Origin of the sequence: Chryseobacterium soldanellicola, assembly GCF_900100115.1 — a bacterium.
In the GTDB taxonomy this organism is placed as follows: Bacteria; Bacteroidota; Bacteroidia; order Flavobacteriales; family Weeksellaceae; genus Chryseobacterium; species Chryseobacterium soldanellicola.
Genome location: NZ_FNKL01000003.1, coordinates 319,946 through 340,500, shown reverse-complemented (window position 1 = coordinate 340,500; position 20,555 = coordinate 319,946). Strand labels below are relative to the sequence as shown.

Here is a 20,555-nt window from a genome sequence, read left to right as displayed (position 1 = left end):
TTTTAGTCTATTTTGATTTTTTAGTTTAATTTAAATTTCAAAATTACTATATTTTTTACTTTTATTCCGGTTCGGCACCGAATAGGGTGAAATCCGTTTTTGCTCCTTTTTTAATATCAGATTCTTTCATTTTCGTTCCGCCGATATTTAAGGTTTGTAAATTAAGATTTTTAGAGATATTGAGCTTTGTAATCTGATTGTGTTCGACATTTAATTTTTTCAGGTTTTTAAGCGAACTGGTATCAATTGTTTTTAATTTATTCAGAGATATTGTTAGCTGATCAAGTCTTGTAAGGCCTTTGAACGAAATATTTTCAATTAAATTATTATCCAGATAAAGAGAAGCCAGGCTTTTAAGGTTTTCCGCACTGAAAGTTGAAATTTTACATCCGGTACACGAAAACAATTGAAGATATGTTAAATTCTTAATAGTCGCATTCGGGATCATATTGTCATCCAGGACAATCATCGTCGCATTGGGAAAAAAACTGAGATCATCAGTAGAAGTGATTCCTTTATTAACCAGGAATAAATTGGTAATCCTGTCTGCTTCAAGCTGATTGATAGAGCCGCTTCTGTCGGTGTCAAAGTTTTCCAGAAGTGCTTTTTCAATATTCTTATCCTTAAAAGTAAGATCCTGAGCATAAAAAAACGATAAACCCGAAAAAAGGGTGAGGGTTATAAATATTTTGTTTTTCATCATAAGATTGTGTTTTAATCCTTATTTTTGTAGCTTAAATTTCATGTAAAAATAATGAAGATTTTTAAAATTATTGCAATTTCCACCATTTTAGTTGTGAGCTTGAATTCTTGCAAAAAAGAGACCAAAGATCAATGGAAAGTAGAAGTGAAAAATCCTGCTGAAAAAGTTGAAATTACAGATATTTCCAAAGAATTTTACGATCAGAATGTTCCATTGGACCAGTTCAAGGCTAAATTTCCTTGGTTTCAGGGAACAGTAAGCGATGCAGATTTTGGAAAGAGAAGGGCTGATGCACAGGAAGTGAAAATTTACAAAGAAGCAATCGGGAAAATTGACCAGAAAAAGCTTCAAAAGGATCTTCAGGACTTATTTTCTCATATAAAATTTTATTTTCCTAAGTTTCAGAGTCCGAAAGTTTTCCTTTTTTCATCGGCATTGCAGATGGTTCAGGATCCTATTTTCTATGATGCAAAAGGAAATCTTTTATTCATCGATGTAACAGGTTTTATGGGTGATGGAAATGCCAATTACAAAGGCTTGGAGCTGTATTTCCAGAAATCAATGAATCCGAATAATATTGTTCCTAAAGTTTCAATGATTTTCGCCGAAAATTCTGTAATGGAATCTCAGGACCATCAGAAATTCATCGATCAATTGATTCTGAACGGGAAAATAATGATCTTACAGGATGCATTTTTGCCCGATTTCCCGGATTATCTGAAAATGAATTATACACAAAAACAATACGATTGGGCAGTCGCTAATGAAGCTAATATCTGGAATTATTTTGTGGAAAACAACCTTATTTTCGGTGATGACCCGAGATTGGTGGAAAGATTTATTACTCCAGGTCCGTTCTCAAAATTTTATACAGAAATTGATAACGAGTCTTCACCACAAATTGGGATTTTCACGGGCTGGCAGATTTGTAAAGCATATTTTAAGCAAAAACCTGAAACTAAATTAACAGATTTCCTGAAAATGGATGCAACGGTGATTTTTAATCAATCGGGTTATAAGCCAAAGCTGAAGTAAAATTTAGGTTAGAAATTAGAAATAGTAGAATTTAAATTATAGAAAAAATAGAAAAAATGAGAAAGACTCAGATAACGATAGATGTAGAGCTTGATGAAAACCATATCCCGGAAATAATGACCTGGAACGCTCAGGACGGAGGGGTTGAAAAGGAAGAAACGAAAGCGGTCATGATTTCTGTTTGGGACGAAAAAGCAATGGAAGCGTTGAGAATCGATCTTTGGACAAAAGAAATGCCGGTTGACCAGATGAAAATGTTTATGCATCAGATTTTGGTTTCTTTGGGAAATACTTATCAGAGAGCAACAGGAGAGGAAGATGTGGCACAATGGATTGAGCAAATGGCAGAAGAATTTGCTATCAAATCTGCAATAAAAATGTAAAACCGCTTTTGGCTTTTAGCAACTGGCAATTGGCTTTTTGCTAAAAGTAGTAAGCAAATAATAATAAAGTTTTGGCAGATTAGTTATACAGCTAAATGTCAAAAGCAATAAGCTAAAAGCAAAAAATATGAATTTTAATACAAAAGTTATTCACGGAGGACAGCATCACGAATCTGCAACAGGTTCTGTGAACGTTCCTGTATTTTTAACATCTACATTCGCACAAAAAAGTCCGGGAGTACATTCCGGGTATGAATATTCAAGAGCGGCAAACCCTACAAGACAGGCGTTGGAAGACTCTTTGGCAAGCATTGAAAACGGAGCGAGAGGTTTGGCTTTTGGATCTGGTTTGGCTGCTATCGACTGTGTTTTAAAATTATTAAATCCTGGAGATGAGGTAGTTGCCGTTGATGATCTTTACGGCGGAACATACAGAATGTTCACCAGACTTTTCGAAAAATATCAGTTGAAATTTACATTCGTGAATTTTGATGATGCGCCAAAAATTGCGGATGTTATTACAGATAAAACCAAGCTGATCTGGATTGAAACACCAACCAATCCGTTGATGAAATTGGTTGATATTAAAGCAGTTGTAGAAATAGCAAAAGGAAAAGATATCCTTGTTGCGGTTGATAATACTTTCGCAACACCTTATCTTCAAAGACCAATTGATTTGGGAGCTGATATTGTAATGCACTCTGCCACGAAATATTTGGGTGGCCACTCTGATGTGATCGCAGGAGCTTTAATTGCTAAAGATGTTGAATTAGGAGAGAAATTACACTTCATCCAGTTTGCAAGCGGCGGAATTTTAGGACCTCACGATTCTTATCTGGTATTGAGAGGGATTAAAACATTGGCATTAAGAGTTCAAAGACACTCAGAAAATGGGATGGCAGTGGCAAAATATCTTGAAAATCATCCTGCCGTTGCTCAGGTAATTTATCCGGGACTGGAATCTCATCCGCAATATGAATTGGCAAAATCTCAAATGAAAGATTTCGGAGGAATGGTTTCTTTCACCTTTAAATCAGGAAAAAAAGAAGATGCTGTGAAGTTTTTAGAGAAAGTAAAAGTTTTTACGCTGGCAGAATCGTTAGGAGGTGTTGAATCTTTGGCGAATCATCCGGCTTTAATGACTCATGCTTCAATTCCTGCTGAAAAGCGTGCAGAATTGGGTATTACAGACGATTTGGTTCGTTTAAGCGTGGGAATTGAAGATGCAGAAGATCTTATCGCAGATTTAGAAAAAGCTTTTTCTTAATTTAAATTTTTTTAGAAGCTGTTTCCCGCTTTCCACTATATCTTTTGTTACGCTTCGCTACACAAAAGGATGTCGTTGCAATCGGGGCTAGGTTTGTAATCGTTTATTTAAACATTTGGAAAATACTCACAAGTGTGAAAGTAAAATTAATTAAAAAATAAAAAATAATGAGAAAGATTCAGGTTTTATTGTTATTAATTTTAAGTCAGATTGCATATTCTCAGGTAAAAAATACCGATGAATTGTATAAAACGGTAAAAAAATTAGACAGTTTGATATTCGATATCGGATTCAATAAATGTGATCTTTCTCATTATGATACTATAATAAGCGATGATCTTGAATTTTATCATGACATTGGAGGAGTTACTTTAGGTAAGAAAGCATTTATTACATCTGCAAGAAATAATATTTGTGGCTCTCCGAATAAGTTAAAACGTGAGTTGGTTGCAAACAGTATGAAAGTGTATCCTTTATATAAAGATAAAACTCTTTATGGATTGATACAGGAAGGTAATCACGATTTTTTTTTCAGTGAAAACGGAACATGGAAAAAAGGAGGAAGCGCCAAATTCACGCATCTATGGATTCTTGAAAATAATCAATGGAAGCTTAAGCGCGTTTTAAGTTATGATCATCAATAAATTTCACATGAAAAATACAAGAAAAGCTACAATTCAGGATTTGGCTCAATTGGCTGAATTGTTCGATCAATACAGAGTTTTTTATCATAAAAATTCTGATATTCCGGCTGCTGAAATCTTCCTTAAAGAAAGAATTGAAAATAAAGATTCTGAAATTTTTGTTGCTGAAGAAAACGGAAATTTAGTTGGATTTGTACAGTTATATCCTTTGTTTTCATCAACAAGAATGAAACGGTATTGGTTATTGAATGACCTGTATGTCAACAAAAATTATCGTGGAAAAGGCTTTTCAAAAGAATTAATTGAGGAATCAAAAGAATTGGCAAAATCCACAAACGCAAGCGGAGTTCTACTGGAAACGGGGAAAAGCAACGACATCGGAAATCAATTGTATCCGGCTTGCGGTTTTGAATCGTATGATTCCGTAAATTTCTATGAATGGACGAACAATTCATAAACGATCATTGATCAATTATAAATGATGAAAAGTGTGATTATCATCATTTATCGCTTATTATTTATCAATTATTATTACTCATTACCAATTATTTGTTACTCATATTACCATGACTGATTTTCAGAAATACGTTCAGAGATATTTAGACAATATTCCATCCGAAAACTGGTTGGAAGAATTAAAAAAATCCGGAGAAAAGACGGTTGAAGTTTATTCAAATCTTTCAGAAGAACAATCGCATTTCGCCTATGACGACGGAAAATGGACGTTAAAAGAGATGCTTTTACATTTATCCGACACGGAAAGGGTTTTTCAATACCGAATTTTGGCTTTCGCAAGAGGAGAAGAAAATGAACTTCCCGGTTTTGATGAAGAAATTTATGCTAAAAATTCCTTCGCAAATGAAAGAAGCCTGCAATCATTATTGTATGAATATAAATTAGTCAGAAGATCTTCTCAGATTTTTTTAGAAACCCTGAATCCATCTGCTTTAAACAATATCGGAACAGCCAACGGAAACCAGATTTCTGTAGAAACAATCGCAAAATTGATCGTAGGGCATAATATTCATCATTTGAATATTATTGAGGAAAGATATTTGCCGAGATTGTAAATAAAAGATAATTTTATCAATAGGAACGGGCTTTAGCCCGTTTTCTTATTTAATAGATCAATCGGCTTTAGCCAAAACTTAAAAATAATTTATATTTTTGGCAAAACAACACAAATGCCTTTTATTAAAATTTATATTCATATTGTTTTTTCGACAATAAACAGGATCCATTATCTTAATACTTCAGACCTAGGAATAAATGTTTGGAAACATATTAAAGATAACGCAGCAGAAAAAGGAATTTTTTTAGATATGATAAATGGTTATTCGGATCACTGTCACTGTTTAATTTCATTAGGTTCAAATCAAAATATTGAAAAGATTGTTCAATTATTGAAGGGAGAGTCTTCTTATTGGATTAATAAAAACCAATTAACAAAAGAAAGATTTGCTTGGCAGGATGAATATTTTGCTGTTTCTATTTCGGAATCAATGGTGCAGTCTGTTCGAAATTATATTAAAAATCAGGAAATACATCATAAAAAGAAATCATTTGAAGAGGAATATCATGAGTTTATGGAAAAGTATGATTTTAGATAAGTTTTGGCTAAAGCCAAATGATTGCTTAATTTTGAAGGCGGGCTAAAGCCCACCCCTATTGAATATGGAAAACATCATACAAATATTAAAATCCGGCGGCACCATCCTTTATCCGACAGATACGATCTGGGGAATCGGTTGTGACGCGACAAATATTGAAGCGATCAACAAAATTTTTGATATCAAGAAACGTGAAAAAAACAAATCCATGATTATTTTGGTGGAAACTGAAAAGAGATTACAGGATTTGGTTGACGTTCCGGAAATGGCTTGGGAAATCATTGATTTAAGCGAAAAACCCGTAACAATGGTTTATGAAAATCCAAAAGGTTTACCGAAAGAATTATTGGCAGAAGACGGAAGTATAGGAATTCGTCTGGTGAAAAATGATTTCTGTAAAAAATTAATCACAAAATTAAACAGGCCTTTAGTTTCAACATCTGCCAATTTCAGTGGAGAAAAAAGTCCGTTGAAGTTTTCAGATATTTCAAAAGAAATAATTGATTTAGTGGATTATGCGGTGGAAGAAGACCGCGAAAAAGTTTCAAAATATTCCGGATCTTCAGTGATAAAAATCTGGAGTGACAACAGAATAAAGGTTCTTCGCGAGTAAAAGAAAAGATTTTAATTATCTTTGCAAAATCATTTAGCCATTAAGAAATTGGAATTTTAGTTTTTAAACTTAATAACCGGTTTCTTGATGGTTTTAAGTTAGATATTGTCAGTAGCTATAAACAGATAGTTGTACGGCTAACATCTAACATTTAACATCTAACATCTAAAAGAAATGTTCATTAATCTTAATCAAAATAAAAATCTAAAACTTTTCAAAATCATTTCTGAGGTTGCTGCAGAAAACAATCAGTCTGTATATATTGTTGGTGGCTACGTTCGGGATTTATTGATGAAAAGAAAAGCATCGACGGATATTGATTTTGTAACTGAACAAAGCGGAATTGAGCTTGCCCAGAATGTTGGAAAAGAAATTGATCCCAAAATGAAAGTTTCCGTTTTTAAAACATACGGAACGGCGATGATTAAATATAAAGATCTCGAACTTGAATTTGTAGGTGCCAGAAAAGAAAGTTATTCTGAAAACAGCCGCAAACCGGAGGTTGAAGGCGGAACAATTGAAGATGATCAGAAAAGGAGGGATTTTACCATTAATGCAATGGCAATTTCTCTAAATAAAGATAATTTTGGCGAGTTAATTGATCCTTTTAACGGAATTGACGATTTGAAAAAAGGTATTTTAAGAACACCTCTAGAGCCCGCCCAAACCTATTCTGACGATCCTTTGAGGATGATGAGAGCGATTCGTTTTGCATCAACTTTACAGTTCACGATAGAAGAAAATTCACTGGAAGCCATCAAACTGGAAGCGGAAAGAATCAAGATCGTTTCTATGGAAAGAATTATGGTTGAGTTTAACAAAATCATGCTTTCTGTAAAGCCGTCAATAGGGTTAAAATTAATGGAAGAAACAGGTTTAATGAAATTAATTATTCCTGAATTGATAGAATTAAAAGGCGTTGAAGAAGTTGAAGGGCAAACCCACAAAGACAATTTTTATCATACTCTGGAAGTGGTAGACAACATTTCTGAAAATACGGATAATCTTTGGCTGCGTTGGTCGGCATTGCTTCACGATATCGGAAAAGCTCCAACAAAAAAATTCGTTGAAGGAACAGGCTGGACGTTCCACGGGCATGAGTTTTTAGGTTCAAAAATGACAAAATCTCTCTTCCAGAGATTGAAGCTGCCTTTAGGACCTGATATGAAATATGTTCAGAAAATGGTTAAGCTTTCATCCCGCCCGATTGCTTTGATCACAGATGATGCTTCTGATTCTGCATTAAGAAGACTGTTATTCGATGCCGGAGAAAATCTGGAGGATTTGTTTACTCTTTGTAAAGCTGATATCACCACTAAAAATTCTAAAAAACAGGATAAGTTTAAAAAGAACTTTGAATATGTTGCCAATAAAATAAAAGAGGTTGAAGAAAAAGATCACGTAAGAAATTTTCAGCCGCCCATTTCCGGCGAAGAAATTATGGCAATGTTTGACCTTAAACCCGGACGCGAAATCGGGATTTTAAAGGAAAAAGTAAAAGAAGCTATTTTGGAAGGCGAAATTGCCAATAAAAAGGAAGAAGCAACCAAGTTTGTGATTGTAGAAGCGGAAAAATTAGGATTACAATTAAGCTAGAAAATAGTAACAATATAATGAAATGCAATCGATTTTTTCGGTTGCATTTTGTTTGAATACATGATAAAAAAATCCGGGCGGTTTCGAAGAAACCGCCCGGAAAAAAACACAAATGATGAAAAAAAATAAAATTTATAATAAATACCGAAGTATTAATTTCTTAGTTTGCGTAGAATCCGTTTGTACCTTTACCTGCTGTAAAAGTTTTAATGACAGATCCTGTAGATGAATACACAGTGATTTTGCTGTCTTCTGTAAATCCATTCGCATCTGATACGAAAATTCCGCCATTGATAACGTTAAATCCATATAAAGTAGAGTAAGGATCAGTGCTGCTCGCAACAGTGAATAGTGGAGCTGGAACAGTTGTAGCATTCATAGCCATTTTATAAACATTGTTTCCGGATGTGAAATAAAAATTACCATTTTCAATTTCAAGGTTTGTTGCGTTGGTAATACCTGTCAATGTCGTCGTTTTTGTAATGCTTCCTGCGCTTGAAATTTCATAGATATAAGAATCTGCCGTACCTGCAGCAATGGCGTACACTTTTTCATTGTTGGTGATCATTTTGTTGATGTCCCCGTTGGGAAGAGTGATCGTAGACTGCACTTCGTTGTTTGAAGTCGTGATATAAGAAATCTTATTCCCGAAACCGTAAGAGGCATTCTGAACAAAAATATTGTTTCCGGCTTCTACAACTCTTTCAGCTGCATCTGTAAAAGAGATTTTTTTAACGAAAGAATAATCTGAAGCTTTATAAACAGCGACATATTTTTCACCGTTAAATTTATCATTCGTTACATAAATATTATTATTAGCAAAAGCAAGATAACGAGGCTGGTTGATCTGAGAAGTGATCTCTGTTACTTTTTTGAAGGTATAACGGTTGACAACCTGGATTTTATTTGAATTGTTTAATAAAAGGTAAGCATTTTCACCATTAAAAGCGATAGTCTGCAAAACATCTCCAAGGTTTGAACCGCCGTTGTTAGCCGAGAAAATATTATCCTGTTTAAGGCTTAAATCTCCGGTTAGAAAAGTGACATCGGCATTAGGTTTCCCGAAATTTCCTTCATTGGCAACCAAAATACCATTACCATAGTACATCTCTTGCGTAAATTCAGAATCGCTGTTACAAGAAATGTTGAATAGTAAAAGGAATCCGAAAAATAGTTGTAAAAGTCTAGTTGTTTTCATATCTATCATTAATTAATTTTAAAAATTTATTGTAGCAAAAACGCTGTAATTTCTTTTAGGCATCGGGTAGTAAGAAACCGTTTCATACACTTGATCAGTTACATTATTTACCCTGAAACCTAGAGTATATTTCTTTAAGACTGTTGCAGAAATCCCTGTATTTAAAACAAAATAAGGTTCAATCGCATCAGCTCTTTTTTCGTCTGTTGTAGTATATGTCAATCCGTTAAAAAGCCCTTGTACAAACACTTTTAGGAAATCGTACCGATAATCGATATTTCCAAAAGCTTTATGAAGAGGCACATACGTCATCTGCTTTTTGGTTTCCTGGTTAATTGATTTTGCAAAATTATAGCCTGCATTAAGTGTAAAAGCGTGTTCCCCGAATTCTTTATGGAAAGTAATCTGAGATTCAAGACCGTAGGATTTTACCTGATATGTATTGAAAGGCGCCCAATATCCGTAAGGCGTCGGAAGCCAGTTAATATAATTTTTAATATCCATGTAGTACGGACTTAAAGTAATCTTGAAATCTCCAAAGCTCAATTCATGATCCATATCAAAATTGGTGGAAGTCTCCGATTTTAAATCAGGATTTCCGCCGGGCTGCCAATATAAATCATTAAATGAAGGAAATCTGAAGTTTCTGGAAACACTTAGATTAACATGATACCAATTCAAAGCATTCCATTTCCCGGAAAAAGAATATAAAAGTGGAGAAGTGATGTTTTCTACAAAATCTTTCTTAATTCCAGCTTCAAAACGAAGATCTTTTGTGGCAAAATAACGTATCAAACCAGCCAGAGAGCCTACATTTCTGCTGATATTTCCAATTCCTGATGCATAACCTTCCCCTTTATTCACCTGAAATTCTCCAATCGCATTGATATTGAATTTCGGCGAAATGAAATAATTAAAATCATTCTTAAAAATGTAGTTTTTACCTTCTGCGCCGCTGGATTTAGGTTGGTTTACATCTCCGAAATACTGGAAATTATCTTCCGTATAAGCTGCTTTTAAGCTGTTGGAAAGATTATTTTTATTAATATCCCAAGCCAATAAGCTTCTCAATGTCTGAGAATTATATTTTGTCTTATTGCCGTTTTCTACAAAAATAGGGTAGTGCTGCGAAGCATCATAGATCTGATTCTGCCAAGAAATCGTCTGATAAGGTGCAATTTTGTAAGAAGCTCCAACATTGAAAGTCGTGTTGTAATATCTGCCGTTTCTGTTGATATACTGTTTTTCTTCTACTTCATAATCATTCTGGCTGATAAAATAATTCCCAGAGACTTTCACGCTGAATTTATCATTGCTAAAAGAAGCTTTCGCAAAATTATTATACGTCGCAAAGGAAGAAACTTCGGAATAAACAGACGCATCAAAACCTTTGTTAAAAGCCAGTTCATTATTTAAATGAATACTTCCGCCAATCGCTCCGCTTCCGTAAACCACACTTCCGCCTCCGGATTTCACCTCCATCTGATCATACCCGAACAATGGAATATTATTAATATCGCCTTGCCCCAGAAAGTTAGAATTAATGTTAATCCCGTTCCAGACAAAAGCAGTCTGCTGCGATGAAGTTCCTCTGAAAGATGGTGAAGAAACTGCTCCACGACCGTTTTCTTTGATATAAACCGCCGTTTGAAATCGCAAAACATCTGATAAATTAGCCGAATTTTTTTGAATATCTGCAGGAGAAAGAGTGGTAATCTTATGAAAAAGCTTAACCTTATTCATTTGATTATCAAAAATATAAACAGTGTCTATGGTTTTCTCCTGTGCGAAAAGAAAACAGCTGTAAGACGACAATAGCAGTATTAAAGACTTTTTTATATGCATTACTATTTTACTTTTCCTCCGAAAGCAATCTATTTTTTGATTATAATTTTGGCAGGTCTCCTGACTTTCGCTTTTTTACACCTTCCCGTTTGCACAGTGGTTTTTCGTAAAAAATATTGTTGCGATCTACAGTTGCGGGGACAGTTTGGGCATCTCACCCAATTCCCTATTATTTCCAAACTCTTGGAAACCAAAATTTTTGCAAAGATAAGTTTTTAGATTGATTGCGCAAATTTGTAAAAAAAGCGAATGAGTATTACTTATTACCAATTATTCATATTTTTTGGAGTTATTTGACTTTGTCGAATTATTATTTATATTATTTTTAAGGAGCAATTTGATTACATCGAAAAGCTGTTTTTATTTTTATTTGAAGCTTTTTCCCGCTTTCCGTTGCAATCTTTTTCTTCAAAAAAGGATTTCCTCTTCAATCGGGGCTAGGGTATTTGTCTTTAACTCAAACTTTCATAACCATATCAACGCTCTGTTTATAAAGCCTTGACAAGGCTCACTCACAATTAATTCAGTACTCTGTTTGTCATCCTGAAACCTTTAGGTTCGACGTAGTCAAAGGATCTCGATATAGTATTAGCGATGTCATGCTGAGCTTGTCGAAGCATCTAAACCATTGCTTACCACTTAGTTTATCTTTCCGTAGGAATCTCAACAATATTATTTAAAAACTTAGTTTAGATTCCACGCTCCACTTTGTTCCGCTCTGAATGACAAAAATACCGCACAATCTTTACTGAGTGAAATCGAAGATTCGACGTAGTCAAACGCCCTTGCGCCTTAAAAAAACAATACAATTTTAAGAAAAACCTTGCGTCTTCGAACTTATTACAAAAACGTCGCATCAAAATAAAAAGGCAAAAGATCCTTAATAGAATACACTTTTACCACCTCTTCATTCATGCTTGAAAAATAAAGATCGATATCCTGGCTTTGTTTAGTTTCGTATTCGATCAAGCTTTGTCGGCACGCTCCACACGGCGGAATTGGCGGGTTTTTCTCATGAAATTCTCTCGGACCACCCACGACAAATATCTTTTCAATTTTTTCATTCGGGAAATTGGCGGCAACCCAGAAAAGGGTCGTCCTTTCTGCACAAAGGCCGGACGGAAAAGCTGCATTTTCCTGATTGTTCCCGGAATATATTTCTCCGTTTTCAAGAAGGATGGCGCAACCCACCAGAAAGTTGGAATAAGGGGCGTATGCATTTTCACGAGCTTGTTTTGCTCTGTCGAATAATGTCTTTTCTATATCGCTCAGTTCGCTGCTATTCTTAAAATATTCGTAACTGATGTGATTTTCTTTTTTCATATATTGTGGATTCAAAAAAGGGGGATAAATTTACCTCTTTTTAATAAGGTGGGCAATATTATTTTATTTTTCAAAATTTTAACTTTAAAATATTCAAATCAGAAATGTTATACACTCCAATTAAATTCAGAAATGTTGAGTTGAAAAACCGTTGGGTAATGTCACCGATGTGTATGTACTCTTGTGAAAATGGTCTTGCTAATGATTTTCATTTTGTGCATTACGGAAGCAGGTCGCAGGGCGGGACAGGATTAATAATGGTTGAGGCAACCGGAGTAGAGCCAAAAGGAAGGATTACCAATCACTGCATGGGAATCTGGAATGACGAACAGGCTGAAAAGCTGCAGAAAATTGTGGAATTTATTCACAAAAATTCAGAAAGTAAAGTTGGGATTCAGCTGGCTCACGCCGGAAGAAAGGGCTCAACATGGAATAACATTCAGATACCGATTGAAGAAGGCTGGGAAACAGTCGCACCGAGCCCGATTCCTTATCATCCGACGGAAAGAATTCCACATGCTTTGACGATTGATGAAATTAAAGAAATTGTTCAGAATTTTAAAAAAGCTGCAAAAAGAGCCATAAAAGCAGGATTTAATGTTATAGAAATTCACGGTGCGCATGGTTATCTGGTTCATCAGTTTTTATCGCCACTTTCCAATATCAGAACTGATGAATATGGCGGAAGCTTTGAAAATAGGATCCGATTTTTACTGGAAATTGTAGATGCCATCAACGAAGAACTGAATGAAAATACAGCTCTGTTTGTAAGAATTTCAGGAACAGAATACGCAGAAAACGGTTGGGAAATTAATGACAGTGTGGAATTAGCCAAAATATTGAAAAATCACAACGTTGATTTGGTAGATGTTTCAAGCGGCGGAAATATTCATGGTGTTAAAATTCCGCTTTTTGACGGCTATCAGGTTCCGCTTTCTTCACAGGTAAGAAATGAAGCTGAAATAAAAACTGGAGCTGTAGGATTAATCAAAAAGGTAGAACACGCGGAAGAAATTCTCCAAAAAGGCGATGCTGATTTAATTTTTATTGCAAGAGAGATATTAAGGAATCCTTACATTGCGGTTCAGGGGTCTTTTGAAATGAAAGAAGATTGTTTTTTTCCACATCAATATTTAAGAGCAAAAATTTCTTAATTTAGGCCGATCAAAAGTTTAAAATATGAAAATCGAAGACTTCATGCTGACCTGCCCAAGCAAAAAATTCCTGGGAATAGAATGCTTTGGCTGCGGAACTCAACGAGCGATTGTTATGGTTTTTGAAGGAAGATTTGCAGATGCTTTTCATATGTTTCCGGCAGTTTATACTTTACTGTTGTTTTTTGCAACCATTGTGCTGAATTTTGTAGACCGAAAAAGAAATTATGGTAACATATTGATTTTCCTGGCTATTATTAATGCAGTTATTATGGTAATTTCATATTTTTACAAGCACTTATACTTAAATACACACTAATCAAATATTAAAATTATAACTATGAACCAACAAAAATTACCAAACGCAACGGCGGTATTAGTTTTAGGAATTGTATCTATTGTCGGATGTTGCTGCTATGGGCTTCCGGGCTTAATTGCCGGAATTATTGCACTTGTTTTATACAGCAAAGACGCGAAACTGTATATGGCAAATCCTACGGAATACTCTAATTACAGTAACCTGAATACGGGTAGAATTTTAGCAATTATCGGGATTATTCTGAGTGTACTGTATGTGATTTACGTAATCGTATTGATCTCAACAGTGGGGTGGGAAGCAATGAAAGACCCTCAATTGATGCAGGAAAGGATAAAAGATATGATGGGACAATAATTAAATTACAATAAATAAAAAGACCGCAAATTGCGGTCTTTTTTATGAAAAATATGTTCTGTTTTCTACTTAACGATAAACTTTAGTGTAGAATGATCAAGCTTCAGCAAATAAATTCCCTGTTCTAAATTTTTAATTTTAATTGAATTTCTGTTATTCTTAAAGGGATTATCGATCGTCTGCATCACTTTGCCCTGAAGATTGTAGATTTCAGCTTTTTTGATGCTTTGAGTTTCACCTTTTACAAAAATTTCGTTATTTGTAATAGGATTCGGAGAAATCTGTAGATTTTTTACGTCATTAATTTCAGAAATATTTTGAATCTGTTTTGATGTTCCGGAATAACAGGTCCAGCTCAGATTATCAATCGCAACTCTGTTGCTTGTCGAGCTGTTAACCAAACTTACCACTACATTTCCGGAAACATTGATGTTGTTAATGGTTGTCGTTGTAGAATTTGCGTTGTAAGGAATTGTTCCAACGGTCGTTCCGTTTACTTTTACATCAAAAGTTCCGTTGCTTCCCGTGAATTTCAATTGAGTGGTTACCGTTAATGAACCGATTCCGTTGGCTGAGCTGCTCGATGTTAAAGAACCATTTCTTACGGTGATCGCTTTTGTAGAAATCGTCTGATCAGTTCTTGAATCTGTTGCTGTCCAGGTAATTCCGCTGTTTGTCCATGTTCTTGTTAAATAAGAACCCGAGCTTGCTGTAGGAATTGTCTCGAAAGTTTCATTCACGCAATCTGTGCCTGTGGGAGGATTTGTTGTTCCGCCGCCGCCAGAACCAGAACCCCAGATTTGATTCACATAACTCGGATTATCGATAAATGGATTTCTGTTTCCCTGATAGGTGTAAGATGCATTATTTCTGTTGATTTCTGCCTGAGAAACAGGGTCTTGACTGTTCCATGCTAATAAAACATTAAGCTCCCACGTCTGTAATCCCGGAAAAGCTGTATTTCCTAACATATTTCCTGAAGAAAATGTCGAAAGCTTGCTTTGATAACGCGTTACAAAATAGAAAATCATTCTCGCTACATCACCTTTAAATTCGTCAATTGGCTCAAAAACCACCCCGGAATATCCTGAAGAAACAGAATTTCCAAGCTTAGAACCATTTTTAGAAGTAAAAGTTGCGGTTCCTACTTTCCCGAAAGGATAATTTGATCTCATTCCGTTCACTTTTCCGTCAGTTGCTCTGATGAAATTGATGTCAGAAACCATTGGTGAAGCTTCATTAAATAAGCTTTGAGGAACGATATGCTCTCTATTGTAGCAATTTCCTTCAACGGAATATGTTCCGCATTGGCTGGTTCCAGGAGTGAATTTGTATGGATCTACCGTAGTTGGTTTTTCAGAATAAATATCCATAATTGAGCCGTCGTTTTCGTAGGTTTTATCGATATCAGTGGTTTTATAACCGGTCCAAAGTCCGTTGTAGCCTTTGTCTTGATGGCCGTTGGTGATAATTGTGCTTAAAGCTGTCTTTAAAGAAGCTCCCGACAGCCCATTGGCAGAACTGTAATATCCTGAAGGAGCCTGTGCATTCACTACACCTGCAAATACAAGAAATAATAGTGTTTTTTTCATATTAATTATAAATTTTTGTAAGATTAATACATTTTGGTGAATATAAAATTACGGAATTATTAAATTTCAATAGATGATGAATTATTGTTTAATCAAATCAAGATGCTTCGACTTGGCTCAGGATGACATTTCTAATACTAGACGTTTAATTTGTAGCGATTTCATCCTGAGCGGAGTCGAAGGATCTTTCAGTCAATAAATTCGTGTCATTTATGAAATTTGTGTTTTAATAATTCATATTAAAATATGGTTGGCTAATCAATTTAAAATCTTATATTAATTTTACATTACATTGATAAAAATCATAATATTTTTAAATAGTTTTAAAGATAAAATGAATTATTTTCGCAATATTATTTTTATTTAGAATGATTAAAAATTTACCTTTTACAATGTGCCTTCCTTTGATGGGATTAGTATTCGGCACCGCTGTCACCAATGCTCAATGCACTGCTGTTGACAGTTTTTCAGAAAATTTTGATGCTTATTCATGCTGCAATATGGGAGTTGTTCCTACATGCTGGAACAGTATTTTGTTAAACGGGGCAAGCCAGATTATTTCCAGCTCGCAGCCTGCTTCAGGAACGAGCCAGATCTATCAAAACGGTTATGGTGCAGGGAAAATTAGCATTGTGATTATGCCGCCAATTACTAATATCAATGCGGGAACACACCGATTGAGAGTGAAAATGAAAGCCAATAGTGCAGGATATTTAGAATTGGGATACATTAAAGACCCTGCAGATGCCAATACTTTCTTTGTTATCACGCCAATTACGATCACTAACAGTTCATATGACGGTACTTCAGAAAGAACGTTTACGATTCCGACGACAGTTCCTGACGGAGCGAGATTAGCAATTCGTAATCCGGGAACATCTTTCGCGGGACATTATTGGGATGATGCCGTTTGGGAACCGATTCCGAATTTAGGAACCAAGGATATTGCTTTGTCAAAAGTGGACATATATCCGAACCCTTTTAATGATGTTTTGAATATTTCTGATATTAAGGACGTGCAAACGATTACAATTTCAGACGCCATTGGAAGATTGATAAAAACGATCGAAAAACCGGAAACTAAATTACCGTTAAATGACCTTCAAAAAGGGATTTATTTTGTAACGCTTAATTACAAAAACGGAAATGATAAATCATTAAAAGTAATTAAGAACTAATTTTTAAACTTTGAACTTTAACTGAGAAGCTGCCGCATGTTGTGACAGCTTTTTCTATGATTAAACAAAAAAAGTCAACACAAAAATTTGCATTGACTTTCTATATATTTGATTGATTTAAATCTTAATTATTTTCTTTGTGGAGGATAATTTTTCATGATTTCCGCTACAATTTCAGGGATTTGTCTTTGTTTAGCTCTTGGAGAGTCTACAGAAATTCCGCTTCCGATCCCTTGCCAAACCAATTTTTGAGATTTTGAATCAACAAGATCGACAATGATAGCTCCTTCATTATAATTGCTGGACCAGGTTCTGCTCATTCCAACTCCCCAACCGAAAGGTCCGCCCCAACCGTACATTCCGTAAGGTGAGCCGCTGTTGATGTCTGTTACTTTTTTATGATTGGCTTTTACATTTACAATTAAATCAGGATTTTCGCCCGACTGAAGACCTTTGCTTTGAAGCTGTTTCGACAATTCATTCAAAACCCTGTCTTTATCAATATCGTTCAGCTTCAGATCGTCAATTCTTATTTTATACGTTTTATAAGAAGTGAAAGGAGCTGTCTCAGCATAATCTGAACGTACCTGAAAAGGACTACAAGATGTTAAACCCAACGTAGCCGCTGCTAACAAAATAAAAATATAATGTTTCATTTTATTTATTTTTTTTATCGTTTTTAATGAATGTATCGGTTTTTTTATCGTATCCGTACGGACAATGTCTACAGCCACTTTTACAGCAATGCCCTCTTTTCAGATGAAATTTTTCTGTAAAAACCTTATATCCCTGCTCGTTGTAGTAAAAGTCTTCACCTTCTTTGATGTCAAAAAGTGCCATAGGTTAAATCTCTAAGTCAAAAAACTTTATATTTGTTATTATGATAATTGTGTGCCAAAAGCCATTAAAAAAACTTAAAATTAATGGCATCGCTCTTTTTCCCTTTATCTTCATAAGAAAACCCGAAGATAAGGAAAATAAAATACTTATCAATCACGAAAAAATCCATCTCAGACAACAGCTTGAGATGCTCATTATTTTCTTCTATATTTTCTATATTATTGAATATTATTATTGGGTTTTTAAATTGAAAGACAGTTATTTAGCCTATAAAAAAATTTCTTTTGAAAGGGAAGCTTATGCCAATGAATCTGATTTAAATTATCTTAAAAAAAGAAAGTTCTGGAACTTCAGAAAGTTTTTGTAGTTAATTATGAATTATGAATTATGAATTATGAATTATGAATTATGAATTATGAATTATGAATTATGAATTATGAATTATGAATTATGAATTATGAATTATTTTTATTAAACACTATATTTTCCAACATCAATAGGAACGGGCTTTAGCCCGTTTATAAAAGTGAAAACCTTCATTTGGCTTTAGCCAAAACCTATTTTTAAACAAATTTCATAAATCTTTACACAATAACACAAACGTTATGTAAGAATTACTGTCTTTTTTGTCATTCCGTAGGAATCTAAATAATGCTTTTTAATTATTAATATCCCACTTCATTCCATTTCAGAATTACAACGTATAGGATAAAATAAGCTCTTTGCTAAGTGTTAGCTTCTCCAAACTTAAAAAAACAGTAATTTTGTTAAAACAATATCATTAATAAAAATGTTATTACAATTTCCAACAAACCCCGTTCCCATCCAGGAAATCTCCATCAATAAAAATATAAAGCTTTTTATTAAAAGAGAAGATTTAATTCATCCTCAAATTTCGGGAAATAAATATTGGAAGTTATTTTTCAGCATTAATGATTATTTACAAAAAAATCCCGAAAAGCCTTATATAATTACCTTTGGCGGAGCTTATTCAAATCATATTTCAGCCGTTTCATCTGTAGGGAATTTAGCAGAAATTCCAACCTTGGGAATTATTCGGGGAGAAGAATTAAAGAATAAATGGCGTGATAATCCGACTTTGACCTTCGCAAAAAGAAACGGAATGAATTTGCAGTTTGTCACCCGCGAAGAATACCGTCACAAAGAAAAATTAACCGAATTTTTACAGCAGGAATTTCCCGATGCATTGATCATTCCGGAAGGCGGAACCAATGAAGATGCAGTGCGCGGCGTGAAAATGATGCTCAATAACGATACAAAAGATTTTGATTATCTTTGCACTGCAGTCGGAACAGGAGGAACGATTGCCGGAATTTCCAGGTTTTGTGAAGATAATCAGAAAGTTATCGGTTTTAAGGTAGTTGATGATGTTTCACTGGAAAATAAAATTTTAGAATTAACCTTAAAGAAAAATTTTGATCTAATAGATTCATGTTTTGGAGGTTACGGTAAAATAAATGATGAAAACATCCGTTTTATCAATGATTTTAAAGAGAAATACGGAATTCCGTTGGAACCGATTTATACAGGAAAAATGATGCAGAAAGTTTTTGAACTTATCGATGAAGGATATTTTCCTGAAGACAGCAAAATTTTGTGCTTTCATACCGGTGGATTACAGGGAATTGAAGGGGCAAATTTGCTTTTAGAAAAACAGAACAGAAATTTAATTATATAAAGTAAATTGAAAAACGTGAAACATTAAGTGTTCCATCTTTCATTTTAAAAACAATAAAAATTATAAGATGAAAAGACTTTTCTTACTCGTAAGCCTTTTAGTTTTATCAAAATTCTCGGCTCAGACTTGGGCTACTGAAGATCAATACATTCAAAAATTCGCTCCATATGCGGTGGAAGAAATGGAAAAGTATAAAATTCCGGCTTCTATCACGCTTGCTCAGGGATTATTGGAAACCGGGGGAGGGCAGAGCAGGCTGGCTCTGGAAGGCAAAAATCACTTCGGAATTAAATGTAAGGAAGACTGGACAGGGAAGACCATGAAGCATACCGATGACGCTCCCAATGAGTGTTTCCGTGTGTATGATGACCCGAGACAATCGTATGAAGACCATTCGAAATTTTTATCTACAAGAAAATATTATACAGGTCTTTTCAATTTAGATATGAAAGATTACAAAGCGTGGGCTTATGGTCTTAAAAAGGCCGGTTATGCGACAAATCCGCGTTATGCATCAATCTTGATCGGTAAAATCGAGAGATATAAGCTGTACGAATTTGACAATACAAGCTCTAAAGAAGTTTTGTACGCGGTTCTGAAGATGTATCCTGATTTGAAAGACGACAGATCTTTTATGGCGCAGCTGGAACCTTCAAAAGCGGTGAAAAAATCTAAGGATCCTGTTACGGTAGAAGTTCCTTACAAGCAAACTTCTTACGCTCAACAACAAAAAAGAGTGGAAAGAATTAAGACAAAAGCAGAAATTCTTAATTCAATTTTAATTAAAAGTCATCCAAATGACGGATTGAAATATATTGTAATTCCTGAAGATACCAATGTGAAATTTATTGCCAATAAATTCAAAGTAAGCGAAAGCAGATTGATGAAATGGAATGAATTGGAAACTGATGTTTTACATAAAAACGATATCGTTTTCCTTGAATCTAAAAATTCCGATGGAAATACCGCAACCTACAAAGCGGAATCAGGCGAAGATATGCATGATATCGCTCAGAAATTCGGAATTAAATTAAATAAATTATACGCAAAAAACAGAATGGATGAAGGTCAACAGCCATCTGTAGGACAATTGATTTATTTAATCGACAAAAAACCAAGAAACTAAAAAAAGTTGCTAGTTGTTAGTTATCGGTTGACTGTTTACGTTTGCTGATAAACTGTCAACAAGTAACACTCAACCA

At 34.6% G+C, this 20,555-nt stretch carries 23 protein-coding genes and 1 riboswitch; of the genes, 16 read left to right on the top strand and 7 right to left on the bottom strand.

Features of this window, described 5'->3' with window-relative positions:
- Nucleotides 1-61 precede the first annotated feature (61 nt).
- Nucleotides 62-703 carry a leucine-rich repeat domain-containing protein gene (locus BLT04_RS11055; protein WP_089755868.1) on the bottom strand — a complete coding sequence of 214 codons (642 nt, stop codon included), beginning with the start codon at nt 701-703 and terminating at the stop codon, nt 62-64.
- 51 nt (nt 704-754) lie between these two features.
- On the opposite strand from BLT04_RS11055, the gene gldB reads away from it, so the two are divergent.
- From gldB to BLT04_RS11010, 9 genes are all read left to right on the top strand, one after another.
- Nucleotides 755-1,738 carry a gliding motility lipoprotein GldB gene (gene gldB, locus BLT04_RS11050; RefSeq protein WP_089755867.1) on the top strand — a complete coding sequence of 328 codons (984 nt, stop codon included), beginning with the start codon at nt 755-757 and terminating at the stop codon, nt 1,736-1,738.
- A 56-nt stretch (nt 1,739-1,794) separates the two neighbouring features.
- Nucleotides 1,795-2,121 (top strand): gliding motility protein GldC, encoded by a 327-nt coding sequence (gene gldC, locus BLT04_RS11045; protein ID WP_089755866.1) that lies wholly within the window; start codon nt 1,795-1,797, stop codon nt 2,119-2,121.
- 127 nt (nt 2,122-2,248) lie between these two features.
- Complete coding sequence (locus BLT04_RS11040) at nt 2,249-3,388, top strand: cystathionine gamma-synthase (protein ID WP_089755865.1); 1,140 nt, start codon at nt 2,249-2,251, stop codon at nt 3,386-3,388.
- 167 nt (nt 3,389-3,555) lie between these two features.
- The gene (locus BLT04_RS11035) at nt 3,556-4,032 is read left to right on the top strand and encodes a nuclear transport factor 2 family protein (RefSeq protein WP_089755864.1); all 477 of its coding nucleotides are present in this window, start codon (nt 3,556-3,558) and stop codon (nt 4,030-4,032) included.
- A 7-nt stretch (nt 4,033-4,039) separates the two neighbouring features.
- Nucleotides 4,040-4,489: a GNAT family N-acetyltransferase gene (locus BLT04_RS11030; protein ID WP_089756417.1), complete on the top strand. Its 450-nt coding sequence runs from the start codon at nt 4,040-4,042 to the stop codon at nt 4,487-4,489.
- A 109-nt stretch (nt 4,490-4,598) separates the two neighbouring features.
- A complete protein-coding gene (locus tag BLT04_RS11025; RefSeq protein ID WP_089755863.1) occupies nt 4,599-5,102 on the top strand; it encodes a DinB family protein in 504 nt (167 codons plus the stop codon).
- A 114-nt stretch (nt 5,103-5,216) separates the two neighbouring features.
- Nucleotides 5,217-5,642, top strand: coding sequence for an IS200/IS605 family transposase (tnpA, locus tag BLT04_RS11020; RefSeq protein WP_089755862.1), 426 nt, complete (start codon nt 5,217-5,219; stop codon nt 5,640-5,642).
- Nucleotides 5,643-5,706: 64 nt separating this feature from the next.
- Nucleotides 5,707-6,255 (top strand): L-threonylcarbamoyladenylate synthase, encoded by a 549-nt coding sequence (locus tag BLT04_RS11015; RefSeq protein ID WP_089755861.1) that lies wholly within the window; start codon nt 5,707-5,709, stop codon nt 6,253-6,255.
- A gap of 174 nt (nt 6,256-6,429) precedes the next feature.
- The gene (locus BLT04_RS11010) at nt 6,430-7,851 is read left to right on the top strand and encodes a CCA tRNA nucleotidyltransferase (RefSeq protein WP_089755860.1); all 1,422 of its coding nucleotides are present in this window, start codon (nt 6,430-6,432) and stop codon (nt 7,849-7,851) included.
- Nucleotides 7,852-8,011: 160 nt separating this feature from the next.
- Here BLT04_RS11010 and BLT04_RS11005 read toward each other — a convergent pair whose 3' ends face one another.
- From BLT04_RS11005 to cdd, 3 genes are all read right to left on the bottom strand, one after another.
- Nucleotides 8,012-9,049, bottom strand: a complete 1,038-nt coding sequence (locus BLT04_RS11005) for a YncE family protein (protein WP_228421938.1) — start codon at nt 9,047-9,049, stop codon at nt 8,012-8,014.
- A gap of 18 nt (nt 9,050-9,067) precedes the next feature.
- On the bottom strand, nt 9,068-10,894 hold the full coding sequence (locus BLT04_RS11000; RefSeq protein WP_089755859.1) for a TonB-dependent receptor plug domain-containing protein: 1,827 nt from the start codon (nt 10,892-10,894) through the stop codon (nt 9,068-9,070).
- 33 nt (nt 10,895-10,927) lie between these two features.
- A riboswitch (cobalamin riboswitch) is annotated at nt 10,928-11,104 on the bottom strand.
- A 630-nt stretch (nt 11,105-11,734) separates the two neighbouring features.
- On the bottom strand, nt 11,735-12,217 hold the full coding sequence (gene cdd, locus BLT04_RS10995; protein ID WP_089755858.1) for a cytidine deaminase: 483 nt from the start codon (nt 12,215-12,217) through the stop codon (nt 11,735-11,737).
- Between the two features lie 104 nt (nt 12,218-12,321).
- On the opposite strand from cdd, the gene namA reads away from it, so the two are divergent.
- Genes namA through BLT04_RS10980 form a run of 3 tightly spaced genes read left to right on the top strand, consistent with a single transcriptional unit; the run spans nt 12,322 to nt 14,044 of the window.
- A complete protein-coding gene (gene namA / locus BLT04_RS10990; protein ID WP_089755857.1) occupies nt 12,322-13,371 on the top strand; it encodes an NADPH dehydrogenase NamA in 1,050 nt (349 codons plus the stop codon).
- A gap of 25 nt (nt 13,372-13,396) precedes the next feature.
- Nucleotides 13,397-13,690: a DUF2752 domain-containing protein gene (locus BLT04_RS10985; RefSeq protein ID WP_089755856.1), complete on the top strand. Its 294-nt coding sequence runs from the start codon at nt 13,397-13,399 to the stop codon at nt 13,688-13,690.
- A gap of 21 nt (nt 13,691-13,711) precedes the next feature.
- Nucleotides 13,712-14,044, top strand: coding sequence for a CCC motif membrane protein (locus BLT04_RS10980; RefSeq protein WP_089755855.1), 333 nt, complete (start codon nt 13,712-13,714; stop codon nt 14,042-14,044).
- Between the two features lie 65 nt (nt 14,045-14,109).
- On the opposite strand, the gene BLT04_RS10975 is transcribed toward BLT04_RS10980, so the two are convergent.
- Nucleotides 14,110-15,636 carry an endonuclease gene (locus BLT04_RS10975; protein ID WP_089755854.1) on the bottom strand — a complete coding sequence of 509 codons (1,527 nt, stop codon included), beginning with the start codon at nt 15,634-15,636 and terminating at the stop codon, nt 14,110-14,112.
- Between the two features lie 368 nt (nt 15,637-16,004).
- Here BLT04_RS10975 and BLT04_RS10970 point away from each other — a divergent pair, with 368 nt between their 5' ends.
- On the top strand, nt 16,005-16,814 hold the full coding sequence (locus tag BLT04_RS10970; RefSeq protein WP_089755853.1) for a T9SS type A sorting domain-containing protein: 810 nt from the start codon (nt 16,005-16,007) through the stop codon (nt 16,812-16,814).
- A 128-nt stretch (nt 16,815-16,942) separates the two neighbouring features.
- Here the strand turns inward: BLT04_RS10970 and BLT04_RS10965 are convergent, their stop codons facing one another.
- Both BLT04_RS10965 and BLT04_RS10960 read right to left on the bottom strand, forming a co-directional pair.
- Nucleotides 16,943-17,470, bottom strand: coding sequence for a DUF4136 domain-containing protein (locus tag BLT04_RS10965; RefSeq protein ID WP_089755852.1), 528 nt, complete (start codon nt 17,468-17,470; stop codon nt 16,943-16,945).
- A 1-nt stretch (nt 17,471) separates the two neighbouring features.
- Complete coding sequence (locus tag BLT04_RS10960; RefSeq protein ID WP_029294953.1) at nt 17,472-17,654, bottom strand: DUF5522 domain-containing protein; 183 nt, start codon at nt 17,652-17,654, stop codon at nt 17,472-17,474.
- A gap of 40 nt (nt 17,655-17,694) precedes the next feature.
- Between BLT04_RS10960 and BLT04_RS19045 the strand changes: the two genes are divergently transcribed.
- The 3 genes from BLT04_RS19045 (at nt 17,695) to BLT04_RS10945 (ending at nt 20,479) form a co-directional block, all read left to right on the top strand.
- Nucleotides 17,695-18,021: a hypothetical protein gene (locus BLT04_RS19045; protein WP_089755851.1), complete on the top strand. Its 327-nt coding sequence runs from the start codon at nt 17,695-17,697 to the stop codon at nt 18,019-18,021.
- A 423-nt stretch (nt 18,022-18,444) separates the two neighbouring features.
- Nucleotides 18,445-19,353, top strand: a complete 909-nt coding sequence (locus BLT04_RS10950) for a 1-aminocyclopropane-1-carboxylate deaminase/D-cysteine desulfhydrase (protein WP_089755850.1) — start codon at nt 18,445-18,447, stop codon at nt 19,351-19,353.
- A gap of 67 nt (nt 19,354-19,420) precedes the next feature.
- On the top strand, nt 19,421-20,479 hold the full coding sequence (locus BLT04_RS10945) for a glucosaminidase domain-containing protein (protein WP_089755849.1): 1,059 nt from the start codon (nt 19,421-19,423) through the stop codon (nt 20,477-20,479).
- Nucleotides 20,480-20,555 lie beyond the last annotated feature (76 nt).